The 17,347-nt window shown below is 36.9% G+C and carries 13 protein-coding genes; 2 read left to right on the top strand and 11 right to left on the bottom strand.

Going from position 1 to position 17,347, the window contains the following annotated elements; genetic code table 11:
- Positions 1–14 precede the first annotated feature (14 nt).
- The 9 genes from AC6CHH_RS10310 to AC6CHH_RS10270 are packed head-to-tail and all read right to left on the bottom strand — an operon-like array spanning position 15 to position 12,666.
- Positions 15–1,073 (bottom strand): COX15/CtaA family protein, encoded by a 1,059-nt coding sequence (locus AC6CHH_RS10310; RefSeq protein ID WP_498282479.1) that lies wholly within the window; start codon positions 1,071–1,073, stop codon positions 15–17.
- 42 nt (positions 1,074–1,115) lie between these two features.
- The gene (locus tag AC6CHH_RS10305) at positions 1,116–2,990 is read right to left on the bottom strand and encodes a cytochrome c oxidase subunit I (RefSeq protein ID WP_498282477.1); all 1,875 of its coding nucleotides are present in this window, start codon (positions 2,988–2,990) and stop codon (positions 1,116–1,118) included.
- A gap of 23 nt (positions 2,991–3,013) precedes the next feature.
- Positions 3,014–4,357 carry a cytochrome c oxidase subunit II gene (locus tag AC6CHH_RS10300; RefSeq protein ID WP_498282475.1) on the bottom strand — a complete coding sequence of 448 codons (1,344 nt, stop codon included), beginning with the start codon at positions 4,355–4,357 and terminating at the stop codon, positions 3,014–3,016.
- 41 nt (positions 4,358–4,398) lie between these two features.
- On the bottom strand, positions 4,399–5,634 hold the full coding sequence (locus AC6CHH_RS10295; protein ID WP_498282473.1) for a quinol:cytochrome C oxidoreductase: 1,236 nt from the start codon (positions 5,632–5,634) through the stop codon (positions 4,399–4,401).
- A gap of 19 nt (positions 5,635–5,653) precedes the next feature.
- Positions 5,654–6,283, bottom strand: coding sequence for a c-type cytochrome (locus AC6CHH_RS10290; protein ID WP_498282471.1), 630 nt, complete (start codon positions 6,281–6,283; stop codon positions 5,654–5,656).
- Positions 6,276–6,812 carry a DUF3341 domain-containing protein gene (locus AC6CHH_RS10285; RefSeq protein WP_498282469.1) on the bottom strand — a complete coding sequence of 179 codons (537 nt, stop codon included), beginning with the start codon at positions 6,810–6,812 and terminating at the stop codon, positions 6,276–6,278. The genes AC6CHH_RS10290 and AC6CHH_RS10285 overlap by 8 nt, the downstream gene beginning before the upstream one ends.
- Positions 6,813–6,817: 5 nt before the next feature.
- Complete coding sequence (gene nrfD / locus AC6CHH_RS10280; protein ID WP_498282467.1) at positions 6,818–8,299, bottom strand: NrfD/PsrC family molybdoenzyme membrane anchor subunit; 1,482 nt, start codon at positions 8,297–8,299, stop codon at positions 6,818–6,820.
- A 27-nt stretch (positions 8,300–8,326) separates the two neighbouring features.
- Positions 8,327–11,338: a TAT-variant-translocated molybdopterin oxidoreductase gene (locus AC6CHH_RS10275; protein ID WP_498282465.1), complete on the bottom strand. Its 3,012-nt coding sequence runs from the start codon at positions 11,336–11,338 to the stop codon at positions 8,327–8,329.
- 38 nt (positions 11,339–11,376) lie between these two features.
- A complete protein-coding gene (locus AC6CHH_RS10270) occupies positions 11,377–12,666 on the bottom strand; it encodes a cytochrome c3 family protein (RefSeq protein ID WP_498282463.1) in 1,290 nt (429 codons plus the stop codon).
- A 271-nt stretch (positions 12,667–12,937) separates the two neighbouring features.
- Here AC6CHH_RS10270 and AC6CHH_RS10265 point away from each other — a divergent pair, with 271 nt between their 5' ends.
- The gene (locus AC6CHH_RS10265) at positions 12,938–13,372 is read left to right on the top strand and encodes a methionine-R-sulfoxide reductase (protein ID WP_498282525.1); all 435 of its coding nucleotides are present in this window, start codon (positions 12,938–12,940) and stop codon (positions 13,370–13,372) included.
- On the opposite strand, the gene AC6CHH_RS10260 is transcribed toward AC6CHH_RS10265, so the two are convergent.
- Positions 13,338–14,366, bottom strand: a complete 1,029-nt coding sequence (locus AC6CHH_RS10260) for a LacI family DNA-binding transcriptional regulator (protein WP_498282461.1) — start codon at positions 14,364–14,366, stop codon at positions 13,338–13,340. The two genes, AC6CHH_RS10265 and AC6CHH_RS10260, sit on opposite strands and share 35 nt — an antisense overlap.
- Before the next feature lie 320 nt (positions 14,367–14,686).
- Between AC6CHH_RS10260 and AC6CHH_RS10255 the strand changes: the two genes are divergently transcribed.
- Complete coding sequence (locus tag AC6CHH_RS10255) at positions 14,687–15,010, top strand: DUF493 domain-containing protein (protein WP_498282459.1); 324 nt, start codon at positions 14,687–14,689, stop codon at positions 15,008–15,010.
- 126 nt (positions 15,011–15,136) lie between these two features.
- On the opposite strand, the gene pnp is transcribed toward AC6CHH_RS10255, so the two are convergent.
- Positions 15,137–17,296, bottom strand: coding sequence for a polyribonucleotide nucleotidyltransferase (pnp, locus tag AC6CHH_RS10250; RefSeq protein ID WP_498282457.1), 2,160 nt, complete (start codon positions 17,294–17,296; stop codon positions 15,137–15,139).
- Between the last annotated feature and the right edge of the window lie 51 nt (positions 17,297–17,347).

Below are 17,347 nucleotides of genomic sequence, written 5' to 3'. Positions count from 1 at the left end.
TTCAATATTTTTCCCTAAACAGGTGATAATTTTCCAACCTTTGGTGTACTCAATGTTAATAATAAATAATATTGAGTAGCAACCAATAAACTAGCAACAATTAGATGCAGTGTCTGAGCAAAAGCTGGAACACTATATCTAGCCAAAATAATTCCTATTAGCATTTGAACACCGACCAACACCAGTGAAATTAGTGTTAAATTGTATTGAATACTTCCAAACAATGTGGATCTCCTAATTTTATAGTAGAAAAATATAGAGATTGCTAAAGTTAAATAGGAAAGTAGGCGATGCATTACATACGAACTACCTATCGAGTCAATCCAGTCACTACGTTGAATATTTTGTTGATTTAAATGGTCAATCGTTTCCCTGACCTCAGTACCATAAACAACTTGTATTACCAATATGAATAATGAAAGTAATGTGAGCCATTTAAAAGTAGACTGTGAGTTCTTTAACATTCCTTGATCACGGAAAGTAATTGCCAAATGATAAGTTTGTATACTGATACAAACGATCACCAATGCCAATAACATATGAACCGTAATGATCCAAGGAGTCAGGTTAGTGGATACAACAATTGAACCTAACCAGGCTTGTATCACAACAACAATAAGATTAAGAACGCTCCATATTACTATGGCTTTTTTCTTCTTCCAGTATGTAAAGGAGTAAAGCAATGTAAACAAGAGGCAGAAACCTGCTGCAACACCGGCAAGACGATTAACATATTCCGTCCAAGTTTTTGCAGCATTGAATTCCTCATGAATAAGTATAGATTTATCGTGTCGAATTTGATCAGCTAAATCTGAATAACCAAAAAACTGAATCATATTCGCGAAACGCAAATTCTTTTTTACCCTTCCTTGTACGTATTCTTGCTCATACCCAAGAGGTAATTGAGAAGCATCCGTAGGTGGAATAATTCTATTGAAACATTTCGGCCAATCCGGACAGCCCATTCCTGAACCTGTACTCCGGACAATCCCTCCTGCTGCAATTACTAAGAAAAGAACGAAAATCGTGATCTTGCTTATCCGAATAAAACGCTTTTCAGCAACTGGATACATGGATCTTATCTCTTTACAATTTATTTTAAGGGGTAGGAAAACCTACCCTTCTGTTACTCTATTATGTTCTTTATCCCAAGCTTTTTGAGCTTCAATACCTTCTTCATTATTTTCCCAATCGTGTAATAAATTAGAACTCATTGTTTGAGAGAAAGGTACTGTTTGCGGAATAAAATCTGATTCGTGCCCTGGCTTACTGTAGTCATAAGGCCAACGGTATACCGAAGGGATTTCTCCAGGCCAGTTACCGTGAATATGTTCTACTGGTGTAGTCCATTCTAGTGTATTAGAATTCCAAGGGTTTTGTGGAGCACGTTTTCCACACCAAATTGATGAGAAGAAGTTCCAAATAAACGCTACTTGACCAAGTGCTGATACAATTGCAGCCCAAGTAATTAACAAGTTAACCGAAACCCATTTTTCCATGAATGGAAATTCAGTGAAAGCATAATAACGACGTGGAACACCATCAATACCCATAAAGTGCATAGGGAAGAATACTAAATAAGCACCAATAAAGGTCAACCAAAAATGGAAATATCCCAAGCGCTCGTCCATTAGACGTCCAAACATTTTAGGATACCAGTGATATACACCACATAACATTCCAAAAATTGAAGCAGAACCCATTACCAAATGGAAGTGAGCTACCACAAAGTACGTGTCATGTAAATTAATGTCTAATGCAGCATTACCTAAATATAATCCAGTTAAACCACCAGAGACAAAGAATGAAACCATACCTATAGCAAACATCATAGCTGGGGTAAACCTGATATTACCTCTCCATAATGTTGCAATATAATTAAATGCCTTAACAGCTGAAGGAACGGCAATAATTAACGTTGTTATCATAAACACACCTCCAAGGAAAGGGCTCATTCCTGTCACAAACATATGGTGACCCCATACAATAAAGGAAAGAACAGTAATCCCAACTAGCGAATAAACCATGGCATGGTAACCAAAAATAGGTTTACGGGAATTTGTCGAAATAACCTCAGAGGTAATACCTAGTGCAGGCATAACTACAATATATACTTCAGGGTGACCTAAGAACCAGAACAAATGTTGAAATAAAATTGGAGAACCGCCCTCATTAGGTAGGATCGTACCCTGAACAACTAGATCTGATAGATAAAATGATGTGCCAACTGAACGGTCAAAAAATAGCAAGACTACCGCAGAAACCAATACAGGGAACGACAGTAAGCCTACTATAGCCGTTAAAAAGAACGCCCAAATAGTAAGAGGCATTTTCCATAAATCCATTCCTTTGGTACGTAAGTTCAAAACGGTGGAAATATAATTTATACCCCCCATAACTTGTGAGGCTATGAACAATGTCATACTAATTAACCAAAGGGTCATTCCCAAACCAGAGCCAGAAATTGCTTTAGGAACCGCCGATAACGGAGGGTAAATGGTCCATCCAGCAGAAGCCGGTCCGCTTTCAACAAAGAAAGATGCTACCATGATAACACAGGCAATAAAGAAGAACCAATAAGATAACATATTCATCAAAGGAGAAGCCATATCTCGGGCTCCTAATTGGTAGGGAATAAGTAAATTACTAAATGTTCCTGAAAGGCCCGCTGTTAAAACAAAAAACACCATCATGGTTCCATGGATAGTCACCAACGATAGGAAGAAGTCAGGTCGTATTCGACCACCTTCTGCCCATTTTCCCAGGAAAACTTCCAAAATAGGAAATTCTGAATCAGGCCATGCAAGTTGGATACGGAATAAGATCGACAGGATCATGGCAAAAACAGCCATGATAATACCAGTGATCAAAAACTGCTTTGCAATCATCTTGTGATCTTGACTAAAGATATACTTCGTCAAAAATGACTCATGATGATGATCATGAGAATCGTGATGAGATGCGTCGTGCGATATAACTGTAGTTGACATATTCTATTTAATTCTCTGTTATATTAATTTAATGATGCAGCAATAGATTGCTCTTGAGTAGTGTTGTCAGTGGTTTGAGCAAATTCCTTTTGCAAATCTTCAGTAAAGTATTTAGCTTGTTTGCTCAACCAATCTTTATATTCAGCCTCTGTAACAACAACAACTTTCTTTTGCATGTTATAATGGGATTCACCACAAATTTTAGCACAAAGCATCACATAATCATATTGCGGATCATTCATACGATCACGCATTTCCTGTGTCGTTACAGTTGGCGTAAATTGAAAATAATTAGTCATACCAGGTACCGCGTTAATTTGCACACGGAAATCTGGAATATAGAATGAATGAATAATATCCTTTGATAGGATATGGAAACGAACTGCTTTATTTACTGGAATCACAATATCACTACCTTTGATATCATCCCATGAATTCTTATCATTGAAATCGATACCATAAGAGTTTAGAGGAGTTGTTAATTTATAGTTACGTTTTCCAATTTCTCCATCGTTACCAGGATAACGAACGTTCCACATAAATTGCTCTCCTAATACCTCAATCTGAATTGCAGATTTTTGAAGTTCTTCTGGAATGTTAGTAATCGATCTCCAAGTAAAGAAACCAAATAAGACAAGAATAGTTAAAACAACCGCAGGCACAATAGTCCAAAGTCTTTCGATAGCGTCATTATGAGGATAATAATACGCTTTTCGTTTAGCGCGCATTCTATAAAAGAAAGCAAAGCCTAATAATAAAATGTGAACTAAAACCAAAACAACTGTAATAATAACCGTGGTGATGATAAACATTCTATCAATTTCCAAACCATGTAAAGTTACAGCATCACGCCACGACCAACTTCCCCAAACTGCATATCCATAATAGACAAATGCAAGAAAAGATACTAGAAATACAAGCAATAAAGCAGCTTGTATTGTGTTACTGGTTAATGGATTATATTTACCATTTACTTTCTTTGTAAGAACATAAATAGAGCTCACTTTTCCAATTACTGCGATTACAGTACATACAACTAAGAAAAGTAAGATGTAGTAAATTAGATTTTTATAAACCTGTGGATCAACTACCTTTTCTTGCTTTACATTACTAGGAGCAGCACTTACTTTTGAATCCGCAGCAGGTGCAGAAACCTTAGCAGAATCTTGGGTAGTTGCCGAAACACCTGCCGAAGAATCGGCAACAACCGTGGTTGCATCAACAGGAGCCGCTGTAGTTTGCTCCGAAGGAACAGCCGTAGCAGTAGAATCCTGAATTGAAGCTAAAGCTGGTGCGACAAATAACAAGTTAATAGCCAATAAGCCTCCAATCAAGGACTTAAATCTGTTATGTATTTTAAACTTCATTTCTTATAAGACGTTTGAACGTTATTTAAACTTAATCACTATTAAATTTGGTGATGTAAACTCTCATCCAAAAATGGATGATTCTTCGGTGCAAGGCCATGTTTACTTAATTTAGACAAAACTAGGAAAGTAAATAAACCTACAAAACCTATCGCAGTTCCAATTTCAACAAAACCAAAGCCTCTATTGGCCTCAACAGTGCCAGGCATAATCATAATATAATAATCCAACCAATGACCCAATAGCAATAATATCGCTACAAATAACATAACATTGAGTTTACGTTTGGCATCACGGTCAACTAACAATAGCAAAGGAGCCACAAAGTTAATAATAATGTTTAACCAAAACCATGGCTTGTACTCGGGTTCCCAACGCTTGTAAAAATATACGGTTTCTTCAGGAATGTTTGAATACCAAATTAACATGAATTGAGCAAACCAAACGTAAGTCCAAAAAATTGAGAATCCAAGCAATAAATTACCCAAATCATGTAAATGATTTTCGTTAACCCATGCCATATAACCGGCCTTCTTAACCAAAACTAAGACAACAACGATAACGGCAAGTCCACTTACAAACATAGCGGCAAAATTATACCAACCAAACATAGTTGAGAACCAATGCGCCTCTAGGGACATAATTGTATCGAATGACCAAATCGGAGTAGTGAAACCAAAAATAACTAAAAATATAGCTGATAATTTAAAGCTCTTTTTATAGGAGTTCAATCCTCCCGCTAAATCTTCATTATAGGAAAGCTTTGCTAAGATGAAAGCGAAAATACTGTAGCTACCCATGAACAATATTTGACGGATTAAATAGCCAGGTACATTTAAAAAGGCTTCTTTTCCGGCAATTAATGCATCATACTTAGGGCTATTAGGATCGGTTAATCCTTCAGCATGCCAATGATGATAAAGATTATGTGTAGTAAGACCTAAGCCTACAATCACTAAAAGTAAAATAGACGCTAAAGGTAAAATACTAGCCATGGCATGTGGTATACGGAGTAAACCAGCTGACCAACCAGATTGAGTAACCATTTGCAAAGCAACAAAAAATGCTCCAGCAGCACATACACAGGTAAAGTAATAACCCATCAATAATAAATTGGCATATGTCCGCTCAACCATTATATGGTCACTGGATAGTAAGCCTAAAGCTATTGCAGCTATCCCTACAACGATAGCAACTAGACTCAATACTTTAGCGATACCGGTGAACTGAAATTGTTCGCTGAAATTATAATCGTGATGATGATTGTGAGTTCCCATTTATAATATCGTTGTTAGATTATTTTTTTTGTAATTCATGAACATACATAACCACTTTCCAACGTTCATCTGGTGTTAACTGCGATGCGTGTGAACCCATCGCATTATATCCATAAGTAATGGTGTGGTAAATTTTCCCATCTGAAAGCTCAGACATTAGACCTCCTCTTGATGAAGGGGTACCAACAGACTGATGAAACGATGGCGGCGGAGGGAAATTTTCCAAGGCACGTTTACCTCTTGAATCTTCAACCTCTCTATCTTTTGTAATCGAACCATCTCCAGCTCCTTCAGGACCGTGACAAACAGCACAGTAAGTAAGAAAAAGAGCTTGCCCTTGTGCTAAATTTGCTTGATTAACGATCAAAGGACTCTTAAGTTCCAAACCAGCTCTTTGATATTCCTCAACAGAGGAACCATATTCAAAACGATCAAATCCTATTGGGTTAGTGCCCTTGGGAGGAGTTTGAGCTGTTTTTTTGTCTTTAAAATTATTATTCGGTTGATCCGGATTAAAAGCAATTGGATCGTACATATTGCGCGAGAATTCCCAACCAGCACTACGCGTAGTGCCATCCCCACAGGCTGATACAACCGCTGTTAAAGCGATAGCCACACATACAGTTCCAAGAAAATTCTTCTTATTCATAACTAACATATTTTCTTTCATTGTATTTAACTTCAACAGCTCCAGCATCTTTCAATAGATTATCGATAAGCGTATGATCTGCATTTTCATGAGCATCAATTGCAATGATAAAACGATCATCCGTAGCTCTAAAATCCATTACGCGCGGAGCACGACCTGGGAATAAGTGATTGCGAAAAAAGAATGTCGCTACCATACCCAGAGCACAAATTAATATCGTTACCTCAAAAGTAACTGGAACAAAATTCGGAATTGAAAAAGAAGGTTTACCCCCAATATTCATTGGCCAATCATAGGCCATTGTAAAGAATAATAAACTGAATCCTAATATCGTACCAGTAGCTCCAAATAGAAAGGCTGCTATTGGCAAACGTGAAGGTTTAACACCTAGTTTTGCTTCAATACCATGAATTGGCATAGGTGTAAAACAATCATAAATGCTTATATTATTCTCTTGCAATTTGTCAATCCCATGCATCATGTCATCAGGATCAGCAAAACTACCTAGTATATATTTTGTATTATTCATTGCTGTTATTTTTGATCTAGTGCTTTAATATCTTCTTCCGTGACAGAATCATATTTATTCAATGAGTTCTTGAAGTACTCTACTTGATCCTCAGGGAAAGCTCCTTCTTCAACCAGTTTAGTTTTGTGTTGCAAACTTGCACGTTTTAATAGCAATTTCACCTCTGCAATAGCAATACCTGGTAAGAAACGAAGGAACAATAAGAATAAGGTAAAGAAAAGACCAATTGATCCAACAAAAATACCAACATCAACCCAGGTAGGATAGAACATAGCCCAAGAAGATGGCAGATAATCACGATGAAGAGAGGTAACAATAATTACGAACCGCTCAAACCACATACCTATGTTTACAACAATCGACAGAATCCAAGAGATTGGAATACTTGTACGAATCTTTTTGAACCAAAATAATTGAGGCGAAATAACATTACAGGTCATCATCGTCCAATATGCCCACGCGTATGGTCCTGCAATACGGTTTTCAAAAGCATACATCTCATATTCTGAACCAGAATACCAAGCAATGAAAAGCTCCGTTAAATAAGCAATACCAACTATCGATCCTGTTGTTAGAATAATCTTATTCATGGATTCAATATGAAACATGGTAATGTAGTTCTCAAAATTCATCACCTTACGTAGGATTAACAATAAGGTTTGTACCATGGCAAAACCCGAGAAGATCGCTCCGGCAACAAAGTATGGAGGGAAAATCGTGGTATGCCATCCCGGAATTACTGAAGTTGCAAAGTCCATTGATACAATTGTATGCACAGAAAGTACAAGCGGAGTAGAAATCCCGGATAAAATCAAGGAAACGATTTCAAAACGTTGCCAAGTCTTAACTGATCCGTTCCATCCAAAAGACATGATGGAATAAATCCTCCGTTTTAAGCCATTTGCGCGGTCACGAACTGATGCAATATCAGGTAAAAGACCACAGTACCAAAATACCAATGAAACAGTAAAATATGTTGAAATTGCAAAGGCATCCCAAACTAAAGGCGAGTTAAAGTTAACCCATAATGATCCAAATTGATTTGGAAGTGGAAAAATCCAATATGCTAGCCAAGGACGTCCCATGTGAGCAACTACATAGGTAGCTGCACAGATTACCGCAAAGATCGTCATGGCCTCTGCAGATCTATTGATTGAATTACGCCAGTTTTGACGGAACAACAATAATACGGCTGAGATTAAAGTACCAGCATGACCGATACCAACCCACCACACAAAGTCGGTGATGTCCCAAGCCCAACCAACTGTTTTATTCAATCCCCAAGCGCCGATACCTGTCCAAAAGGTATACCCAACACTCACTACCCATAACAAGGCACCAAGTACGGCAACCGTAAATCCGATCCACCAGGCCTTGTTTGGTTTATTTTCAACCGGAAGTAAGATATCATCAGTAATCTTGGCATACGTGATATCCTTGCCGGTTATTAATGGTTCTCTTAATATTGATTCGTTATGCGATGACATAGTTATTTTATTTCAGTATAGAAAAAATTATGCTTCAAATGTGTTTCTTACTTTGGTCATATAACCAATATTTGGTTGTACGTTAATCTCTTCAAGTACATAGTAAATACGTTCATTACGAAGTGCTTTAGAAACTTCTGATTCTGGATCATTAGCATCACCAAATATAATTGCATTAGCTGAACAAGCCGACTGACAAGCCATTTTTACATCACCGTCCTTAATTTTCCGGTTTTCTATTTTTGCTTGTAATTTACCAGCTTGAATACGTTGGATACACATCGAACATTTCTCCATAACTCCACGAGAACGAGTAGTTACATCGGGATTCAATACTAACTGTGTAAATTCATTGTTCAAATAATTATCAAAACGTGAATCATTCCAGTAGTTAAACCAGTTGAAACGACGAACTTTATATGGACAGTTGTTAGCACAGTAACGCGTACCGAAACAACGATTATATGCCATATGATTCAGACCTTCAGAGGAGTGAACCGTTGCCAATACTGGACAAACAGTTTCACAAGGTGCGTGTTCACAATGTTGACATAACATAGGTTGATGAACCACCGTAACATCCTCATAATCGTAACCCTCTAAATTGGCAATTTCCTTTTCTTTGGTCAATTGACCTTCACCTGTATTAAGGGTGTAATAACGATCAATACGTAACCAATGCATTTCACGACGTCGACGAACCTCATCACGTCCTACAACTGGAACATTATTTTCAACATTACATGCAACAATACACGAACCACAACCAGTACAAGCGTTTAAGTCAATTGCCATAACCCAGCGATGACCAGGTTGTTCAAATTTGTTCCATAAATCATACGTCTGATGTTTATCTGAAAAACGACCAGATTCAGAATTTGGATCTTTTTGATATTTAGCAAAAGAGGTTTCGCGAACGATATTACGTCCCTCAATCGTATGATGTGTTTGTGTTTGTGCTAATTCATATACACCTGCTGCTTTAGTAAGGGTAGCTTTAGATGTAAATTGTACGGTACCATTTACTAATGAAGCAAAAGGATAAGCATTTACACCAACATTATTACCAGCCTTACCCACTTTAGTCCGTCCATACCCTACAGCGACTGATACAGTTCCTCTAGCTTGACCAGGTTGTAAAATAACAGGAAGATCAACTTTGTAACCGTTTGCCTCAACGGTAACTTTTCCAGTTTCCTTAATTCCAAACTCCTCAGCATCTGCAGGATTAATTGCAGCATAGTTATCCCAAGTTACTTTTGAAACAGGATCAGGTAATTCTTGCAAATAAGCATTATTAGCATAACGTCCATCCCTTAAACCCGTAGATTCGTATAACTTAAGTTCTATCTCACCGGCTACACGCTTACTATCTTTAACAATAGCATTTGCGACTGCATTTACATCAACGTTGGCTGCATATGAAGAGCCTGTTAAGGTGCCTTTATAAACAAATCCCTGTTGTAATACATCTTTCCAAACTTTACCAGTTCCAGGTAATATATTAGTTTCCCAATTTTCCTTTACAAAATCGTAAATCGATTTTTTAACATCTGCCCAAACTAACAAGCTTAATTCAGCTTGACGTGTGTTATAGACCGGGTTAATTGTAGGTTGAACAACGGTAAACAAGCCCTCTTTAGCCGAGGCGTCACCCCATGCTTCTAAGAAAGAGCAATTAGGAGCAATCGCTTTCACTTCAGAAGCCGTTTCATCCGCGCGATCTGCAAATGAAACAGAATAGTCAATTTTTGTTAAAGCGTTTTTAATGTCATCTGCATTGAAATAATCATATGCCGGATTACTGTTTAAAAACAAAGCTACACCAACTTGGCCAGCTTTTGCAGCTGTTAAGAATTGCTGGAACGCGATATCGGAACCAAGATGCTGTTTAGAATAATTATCTAAATCGATAATAGATCCATAGGCACCTAATGCAGTATTTATAGCATTTGTCAACAATTGTGCGTTGATATCATTTGAACCAGAGATAACAACCGACTGACCTTTAGAATTAAGTAATTCTTTGGCCGTTAATGCAATTGCAGTTTTAGCTTTTGCATTCGTAGTCGCACCAGCTAAAGTTTGACCAGTGATTGCGTTGTACAACCCAATTAAAACGGCACCTTCTTCTGAGGGTTTAATTGCAATACGTACATCAGCATTTGTACCCGTCATCGACAGGCCAGATTCAAACTGAATATGACGTGACATTTTACCTCCCTTAAGGGATTTATAATCACGATTTTTAATATAATCTTGTGTATGCTCTTCTCCAGCCAACCAAGTTCCTAAGAAATCGGCAGCAACGGAAACGACAACCTGTGCTTTATCGAAATGATATGAAGGAATAACAGCCTTTCCAAATGAAGTTCTGTTTGCCTCAACAATACCACTGTAAGAAACAGCATCAACTTGAACATGTTGTGCAGAAGTATATTTCGCTGAGAATGCTGCAATTGCAGCTAAGGTTGTAGAACTATTTATTGAATTGGAAACAATTGTAATTTGTTTGCCAGAAGATTGTGCCTTATTTAAAGCATCAATGACCGCTTTGTCCAATTGATCCCACTGTACATCTTTGTCACCTATCTGAGGGTTTTGCAATTTTGACATGTCGTATAGATCAAGTACAGAGGCAGCAGTAGATGAATCTGTACCTTGATTTAAACCAACCGCATTTGGATTTGCCTCCAAAGATATAGGTCTACCCTCTCTTGTTCTGACGATGACACTTTGTCCATTAAAAGAAGAAGCGTAATAATTAGGTATTCCTGGAGTAATTTCTTCTGGCTTAATTACATAAGGAACAGCCTTATGTATAGGAGTACGATTACAAGCTGCCAATGTTACAGCTCCTACTCCAAACCCTAAAGCCTTCAAAAAGTCACGACGAGGTGTCTTAGTACTTAAGCCCGCTTCATTTAACACATCTTCTACGGGAATAGGCTCAGTAAATTCACCCTTGCTTGCGTTAACAAAAGCAGGAGTCTGATTCAACTCTTCTAAACCTTTCCAATATTTTTTATTGCTTTCCATTTAAGCTATATATAAGATTCTGTATTTCTAAATAATTATTAATAATGACACTTACCACACTCTAATCCACCGACCATTGCAGCAGTCATTTTTTCTCCCTTTTTCAATTTCTCATGTGCTTCGATCAATTGATCATAATAAGCATTGTCTGTGTTCACTGAGGTTTCTTGGTGACAATTAACACACCATTTCATTGTCAATGGAGAATATTGATAAACCTCTTCCATATCTTGGATAGGTCCGTGACAGGTTTGACACTCTACGCCTGCAACAACCACGTGTTGCGAGTGATTGAAATAAGCAAAGTCAGGCAGGTTGTGAATTCTAACCCATTCAATTGGTTTTGGATTATCTCCATAAGTTCTGCTTTCTGGATCCCAATCAACTGCACGATATAATTTGGCAATCTCCGGCGAAATGTTTCCATCATAATGATCTGATGCAGTTACTGTATTGTGACAGTTCATACAAACATTCGCAGAAGGTATTGAAGCATTCTTTGATTTAAATGCGCCTCCGTGACAATATTGACACTCGATTTGATTAACTCCAGCATGAATTTGGTGTGAAAACTTAATGGGTTGAACGGGTTTATACCCCTCATGCACGCCAACATTCCACATCGTATTCCAACCTACCACACTCAATAAACCAACCACCATCAAAACGACAAAGAAAACTAGTTTCTTGTTCTTAACAAATGCCTTTGCAAACTTAAGACCTTTATTTTCAGATGAATCTTCATAATCTTTCTGAGCCTCGTCAATGGAAGCTTTGTTATTTGCAATAACGTTTTCTAAAGTCCTAGTGACTTTGTTTAAAGCAATAATGACGGCTACAGCAATCACGAATAACGCGATCAAACCGAATATCATCAAATTGTTAGCATCAGAGCTTGCTCCTGATCCTCCACCATTCCCAGCAGTTGCAGCTGCTTTTTTCTCAGCAACCTTAACTTCTTCTGTTTTTAAAAAAGCAACGATGTCCTTAATATCACCTTCAGATAGGCTGGCATAAGGAGCCATAGTTGTTGCATATTCAGCCTTCAAAGCCACAGCTTGTTCATCTCCTGAATCAATCATCGCTTGCGGGTTATGGACCCATTTAATAATCCATGCTTCTTCCCGACGCTCAGATAATCCAGCCAAATCTGGCCCTGTCAATTTTTTACCAACCGCATGACATGAATTACAAGCGTTGGCTTTGAATAGCGCGGCACCATTTGCAGCATCCTGCGCATGTGAGGTTGTAGTAACGGCAAATAACAACACCAAACTGATCGATATTGACTTTGCTAGTCTTCCCAAAACGGATGAGATATTTCTCATATTTAGCACTTTATACTATTTTATGTGTAATAATTAATTGTTGACTATCTCCTTGTTGTACACAGTCTGGTACAAAACAATGCACAAAAGTATAACTTATTAAGGAATCCCTGACAATTTGATGACGTAATTTATCAATTTATATTCATTCTAAATAAACGCCCATTTATAGCCTTATTTGCCGAACAAATTGACATTTAACTTAAAAAACTTACTGATTTTTTTGGTAACTTAGTACACTATGAGAGTCTTATATAGTCTACTAATATTAATGACATTCTCCGCTTGTGTTCACTCACAAACGCAGAAAACAAATATAACTATGGACAAGGATAAAAAATACAACAGTTTAACCCCTGAAGAGGAATATGTTATTTTACAAAAAGGAACAGAGAGACCTTTTACAGGAGATTTATTAGACAACAAAAAGAATGGAACCTATATCTGTAAAAGATGTGATGCCCCATTATATAATTCAGAATCAAAATTTGAATCCCACTGTGGATGGCCAAGTTTTGATCAAGAAATTCCAGGAGCAGTTTTGAGAGTGACTGATGCGGACGGTAGAAGAACAGAAATACTTTGTAAATCATGTGGGGCACACCTTGGTCATGTTTTTGAAGGTGAGGGGTTTACCTCCAAAAACACGAGACATTGTGTAAATTCCATTTCTATGAAGTTCGTTCCAAAGATTCCATCGGAATAACTGATGATCCGCGAATTTGAAGTTCACTAGGAATTACAATTTTTTGTAATTCCTTATTTTTCCCTTTAATTTCATTCAAAAGAGTATGAATCAGCTCATTGGCTATTGCAGAAGTATCTTGTGTAACAACCGAAATACCTGGCTCATATAATTTAAATAAAGTATGATCATCAAATGCGACCATTTTAGGCAAATCCATTTTAAACTTTTTGACCGCTTTTAAACCATCAATTGCCAGATAATTAGTAGCAAAAAGTACTGCATCTAGGTGATTTGCACTAATAAATTCATGTAATTGATCAATGGAAGATTCATCATTTTCTTCTATTTTAATCTTTTTAATGAAAGCTTGTTGTTGAAAGTCATCAATTGCTTTCATATATCCATCCAAGCGATCTCGCATTTGCGTTTGATTTGAATATAAGGAAACAAAACCAACGCGCTTATTATTTGGGTTTTCAAGTAAATGTTTGGTTGCATCAAAGGCGCCGTTAAAATTATCTAAGACAACATAATGGGAATCCAACTGGGGAATATACCTATCAAATAAGACCAACGGCACATTATTTTTCATTAAATTGGCTAAAGTATCCTCTAATCCTTCCGGAGGAGTAATAATATATCCATCAACTTGTCTATCGTAAAATAATTGAATTAACTCTTTCGCTTTTGTTTCATCATTATCCATGCTGCAATAGATAATATGATACCCATTATCATAAGCTATTCTTTCAATATATTTAGCAATATTGGAAAAGAAAGGATTGGAAATATCTTCAACGATTAAACCTAAAATTTTTGATTGCCCAGTTCGCAAACTCTGCGCTAATTGGTTAGGCTTATATCCTACTTTCTTCACATAGTCCAAAACCCGTTTGGTTAGGCCTTCGCTAATTCGCTTTTCTTTAGCTTTCCCATTCAGTATGAATGAGACAGTGGTTACGGATACCCCTAGATTTTTTGCAATGTCACTAATTAAAATACGTTTTCTCATGTTAGGTTAATAATTATTCTCTGCGAAATTTATTAAATATATAATATTAGCTAAATTTTAGCAAACATTTGCTAAAAAAATAATATTTTTTACTAAAAGGGTTTATTCAATAAAATATCGAAAAGTGTTTTAGGTACAACTAATATAACGATAAATAATTCTTAAGATTATAAAATAATCACATTTTTTATAATACTCTTGTTGGTTTAGATCCTGGAGAAATTGAACAATCTTGTTAAGTGAAAATCAAACATGACAAATATTCCATTAAAAATGTTTAGGTATATTTATTGTTAATAAAACTGAAAAGGAAGGATAATATGACAGATTTAAAAAATAATATTCATCTAAAAAATATAGAAGAAAGCAATAATCAAGATTTTTACAAAACATTCAAAGAAAAATTAATCGAAGTAGAACGTTTTCCTTCGGTCTATACTTTTAAATTTATTGTAAAAACAGATTCAAACAAAATAGAATTAGTTAGGGGATTATTTGAACACCCAAGTGTTAAGTTTTTACAAAAGAGCTCATCGGCTGGAAAGTATACTTCAATTTCCGTCGAATGCTTCGTTAAGGATGCTGATGAGGTGATAAATTATTACAAAAAGGTATCCGAGATCCCGGAGGTAATGATGCTTTAAACAGAAACTAGTTTAAACACCATAATCATTAGGCATCTAATCTACAGCTATAAATAATATATTACAAATTGATTTAAAGAAAAAAATGGAACCAAGTATGATTCCATTTTTTTCTTATAATTATTTCTATTGAGGTTTTTCAACTTCCCTAGGTTTGTCTTCCCGAGGAGGACGAGGTAATAACGCTTTACGCGAAAGCTTCAGTTTACCTTGTTTGTCCACATCTAATAACTTAACCGTTACAATATCGCCTTCTTTAAAGACACCATCCATGGTCTCTAAGCGAGTCCAATCAATCTCAGAAATATGAAGTAAACCATCCTTACCCGGCATAATTTCAACGAATGCGCCAAAAGGCATGATCGTTTTCACTTTACCTTCATAAATTTCACCTATCTCAGGTTTTGCGATGATTTGCTTGATGCGCGTTAAAGCTGCGTCAATAGATTCTTTATTATCAGCAAAAATCTGGACAACACCTTTATTTTCTACTTCTTCAATAGAGATTGTTGCTCCAGTTTCACGTTGCATTTCTTGAATAATCTTACCTCCTGGCCCAATTACAGCACCAATAAACTCTTTATCAATGGTTATTTGAATAATGCGAGGTGCGTGTGCTTTATAGTCTTCACGAGCAGTTTGAAGGGTCTTAGCCATCTCACCTAAGATATGTAAGCGAGCCTCTTTTGCTTGATCCAAGGCTTGTGTTAAAACTTCCCACTTAAGACCATTAATTTTTAAATCCATCTGGCAGCCAACAATGCCCTTCTCTGTACCTGTAACTTTAAAGTCCATATCTCCTAAATGATCTTCATCACCTAAGATATCCGAAAGTATTGCGAATTTTCCAGTTTTTTCATCTGTAATCAATCCCATTGCAATTCCGGAAACCGGAGCTTTAAGTTTAACACCAGCGTCCATTAAGGCTAACGTACCCGCACAAACGGTTGCCATTGAAGACGACCCATTAGACTCAAGAATATCAGAAACAACCCGAATAGTATAAGGATTCTCTGCGTCCGAAGGTAGAACTTGCTTCAATGAGCGCATAGCCAAGTTACCATGACCAACTTCACGACGACCAGGTCCACGATTAGGCCTCACCTCACCTGTGGAAAATGCAGGAAAATTATAATGAAGAATAAATTTATTGTATCCATGGAAAAATGCTCCGTCAATCATTTGTTCAGCATCTTTCGCACCTAATGTAACTGAAGTTAAAGATTGAGTTTCACCACGTGTAAATACCGCCGATCCGTGTGCAGCAGGTAAATAATCTACTTCTGACCAAATAGGTCGAACCGTGCGAACATCACGGCCATCTAAGCGAATACCTTCATTCAAAACTAAATTACGTACCGCATCGTACTGAACATCATGAAAATACTTTTTCATTAAAAATTCTGTATCAGTGTCAATTTCTTCCCCTAGGGTATCAAAGAATGTTTTACCAATTTCAGAAAATTTCTCAGAACGTTCATGCTTAGACGATCCTGATTTAGCAACCTCATAAACCTGATCATAAGTAGCTGCGAAAATAGCGTCTCTTAATTCTGGATTTGAAGGTTCATGATTAAAATCACGTTTATTTTGAGCGCCAACCAAATTGGCTAGTTCAATTTGCCCGGCTACTTGTTTCTTTATCGCTTCATGTGCAAAAGCAATTGCCTCAACCATTTCAGGTTCTGAAATTTCTTTAGCTTCACCTTCAACCATTACGATATCTCTTGCCGAACCCGCTACCATAAACTCCAAAGTTGCATTTTGTAATGCAGTTACAGTTGGGTTTATAACAAGCTGTCCATCAATTTTAGCTACACGCACCTCAGATATTGGTCCATTGAAAGGTATATCAGAAACTGCAATTGCTGCCGAGGCGGCAAGACCTGCTAATGCATCTGGCATGATTTCTTTATCGGCAGATATTAAACTTACCATAACTTGCGTATCTGCATGGTATGTATCTGGAAATAATGGACGTAAAGCCCTATCGATTAAACGCGAAATCAAAACTTCGTAATCCGAAAGTCTTGCTTCGCGACGTAAAAAGCCTCCTGGTATACGTCCAGTCGAAGCATATTTTTCCTGATAATCAACTGATAGCGGTAGAAAATCTACACCTGTTTTAGGTTCTTTAGATGATACCACAGTAGCAAGTATCATGGTTGATCCTTGTTTCAAAACAACTGAACCGTCAGCCTGTTTGGCTAATTTACCAGTTGACAATTCAATTGGGGCTAATCCGCCACCTAATTCAATTGTTACTTTCTTTTCGTTATAATTCATTGTGTTTTCTTTGAGATGCATTTGCGTCTATTATGATGCATCAAATTTATT

This window comes from Sphingobacterium sp. GQ94 (assembly GCF_059758715.1).
Note: the sequence above shows the minus strand (reverse complement) of the source record. Positions and strands in the feature narration are given on the sequence as shown.

Coding starts and splice junctions, on each gene's coding strand:
- AC6CHH_RS10310 (WP_498282479.1), bottom strand. CDS start 1,073: ATGTATCCAGTTGCTGAAAAGCGTTTTATTCGGATAAGCAAGATCACG.
- AC6CHH_RS10305 (WP_498282477.1), bottom strand. CDS start 2,990: ATGTCAACTACAGTTATATCGCACGACGCATCTCATCACGATTCTCAT.
- AC6CHH_RS10300 (WP_498282475.1), bottom strand. CDS start 4,357: ATGAAGTTTAAAATACATAACAGATTTAAGTCCTTGATTGGAGGCTTA.
- AC6CHH_RS10295 (WP_498282473.1), bottom strand. CDS start 5,634: ATGGGAACTCACAATCATCATCACGATTATAATTTCAGCGAACAATTT.
- AC6CHH_RS10290 (WP_498282471.1), bottom strand. CDS start 6,283: ATGAATAAGAAGAATTTTCTTGGAACTGTATGTGTGGCTATCGCTTTA.
- AC6CHH_RS10285 (WP_498282469.1), bottom strand. CDS start 6,812: ATGAATAATACAAAATATATACTAGGTAGTTTTGCTGATCCTGATGAC.
- nrfD (WP_498282467.1), bottom strand. CDS start 8,299: ATGTCATCGCATAACGAATCAATATTAAGAGAACCATTAATAACCGGC.
- AC6CHH_RS10275 (WP_498282465.1), bottom strand. CDS start 11,338: ATGGAAAGCAATAAAAAATATTGGAAAGGTTTAGAAGAGTTGAATCAG.
- AC6CHH_RS10270 (WP_498282463.1), bottom strand. CDS start 12,666: ATGAGAAATATCTCATCCGTTTTGGGAAGACTAGCAAAGTCAATATCG.
- AC6CHH_RS10265 (WP_498282525.1), top strand. CDS start 12,938: ATGACATTCTCCGCTTGTGTTCACTCACAAACGCAGAAAACAAATATA.
- AC6CHH_RS10260 (WP_498282461.1), bottom strand. CDS start 14,366: ATGAGAAAACGTATTTTAATTAGTGACATTGCAAAAAATCTAGGGGTA.
- AC6CHH_RS10255 (WP_498282459.1), top strand. CDS start 14,687: ATGACAGATTTAAAAAATAATATTCATCTAAAAAATATAGAAGAAAGC.
- pnp (WP_498282457.1), bottom strand. CDS start 17,296: ATGAATTATAACGAAAAGAAAGTAACAATTGAATTAGGTGGCGGATTA.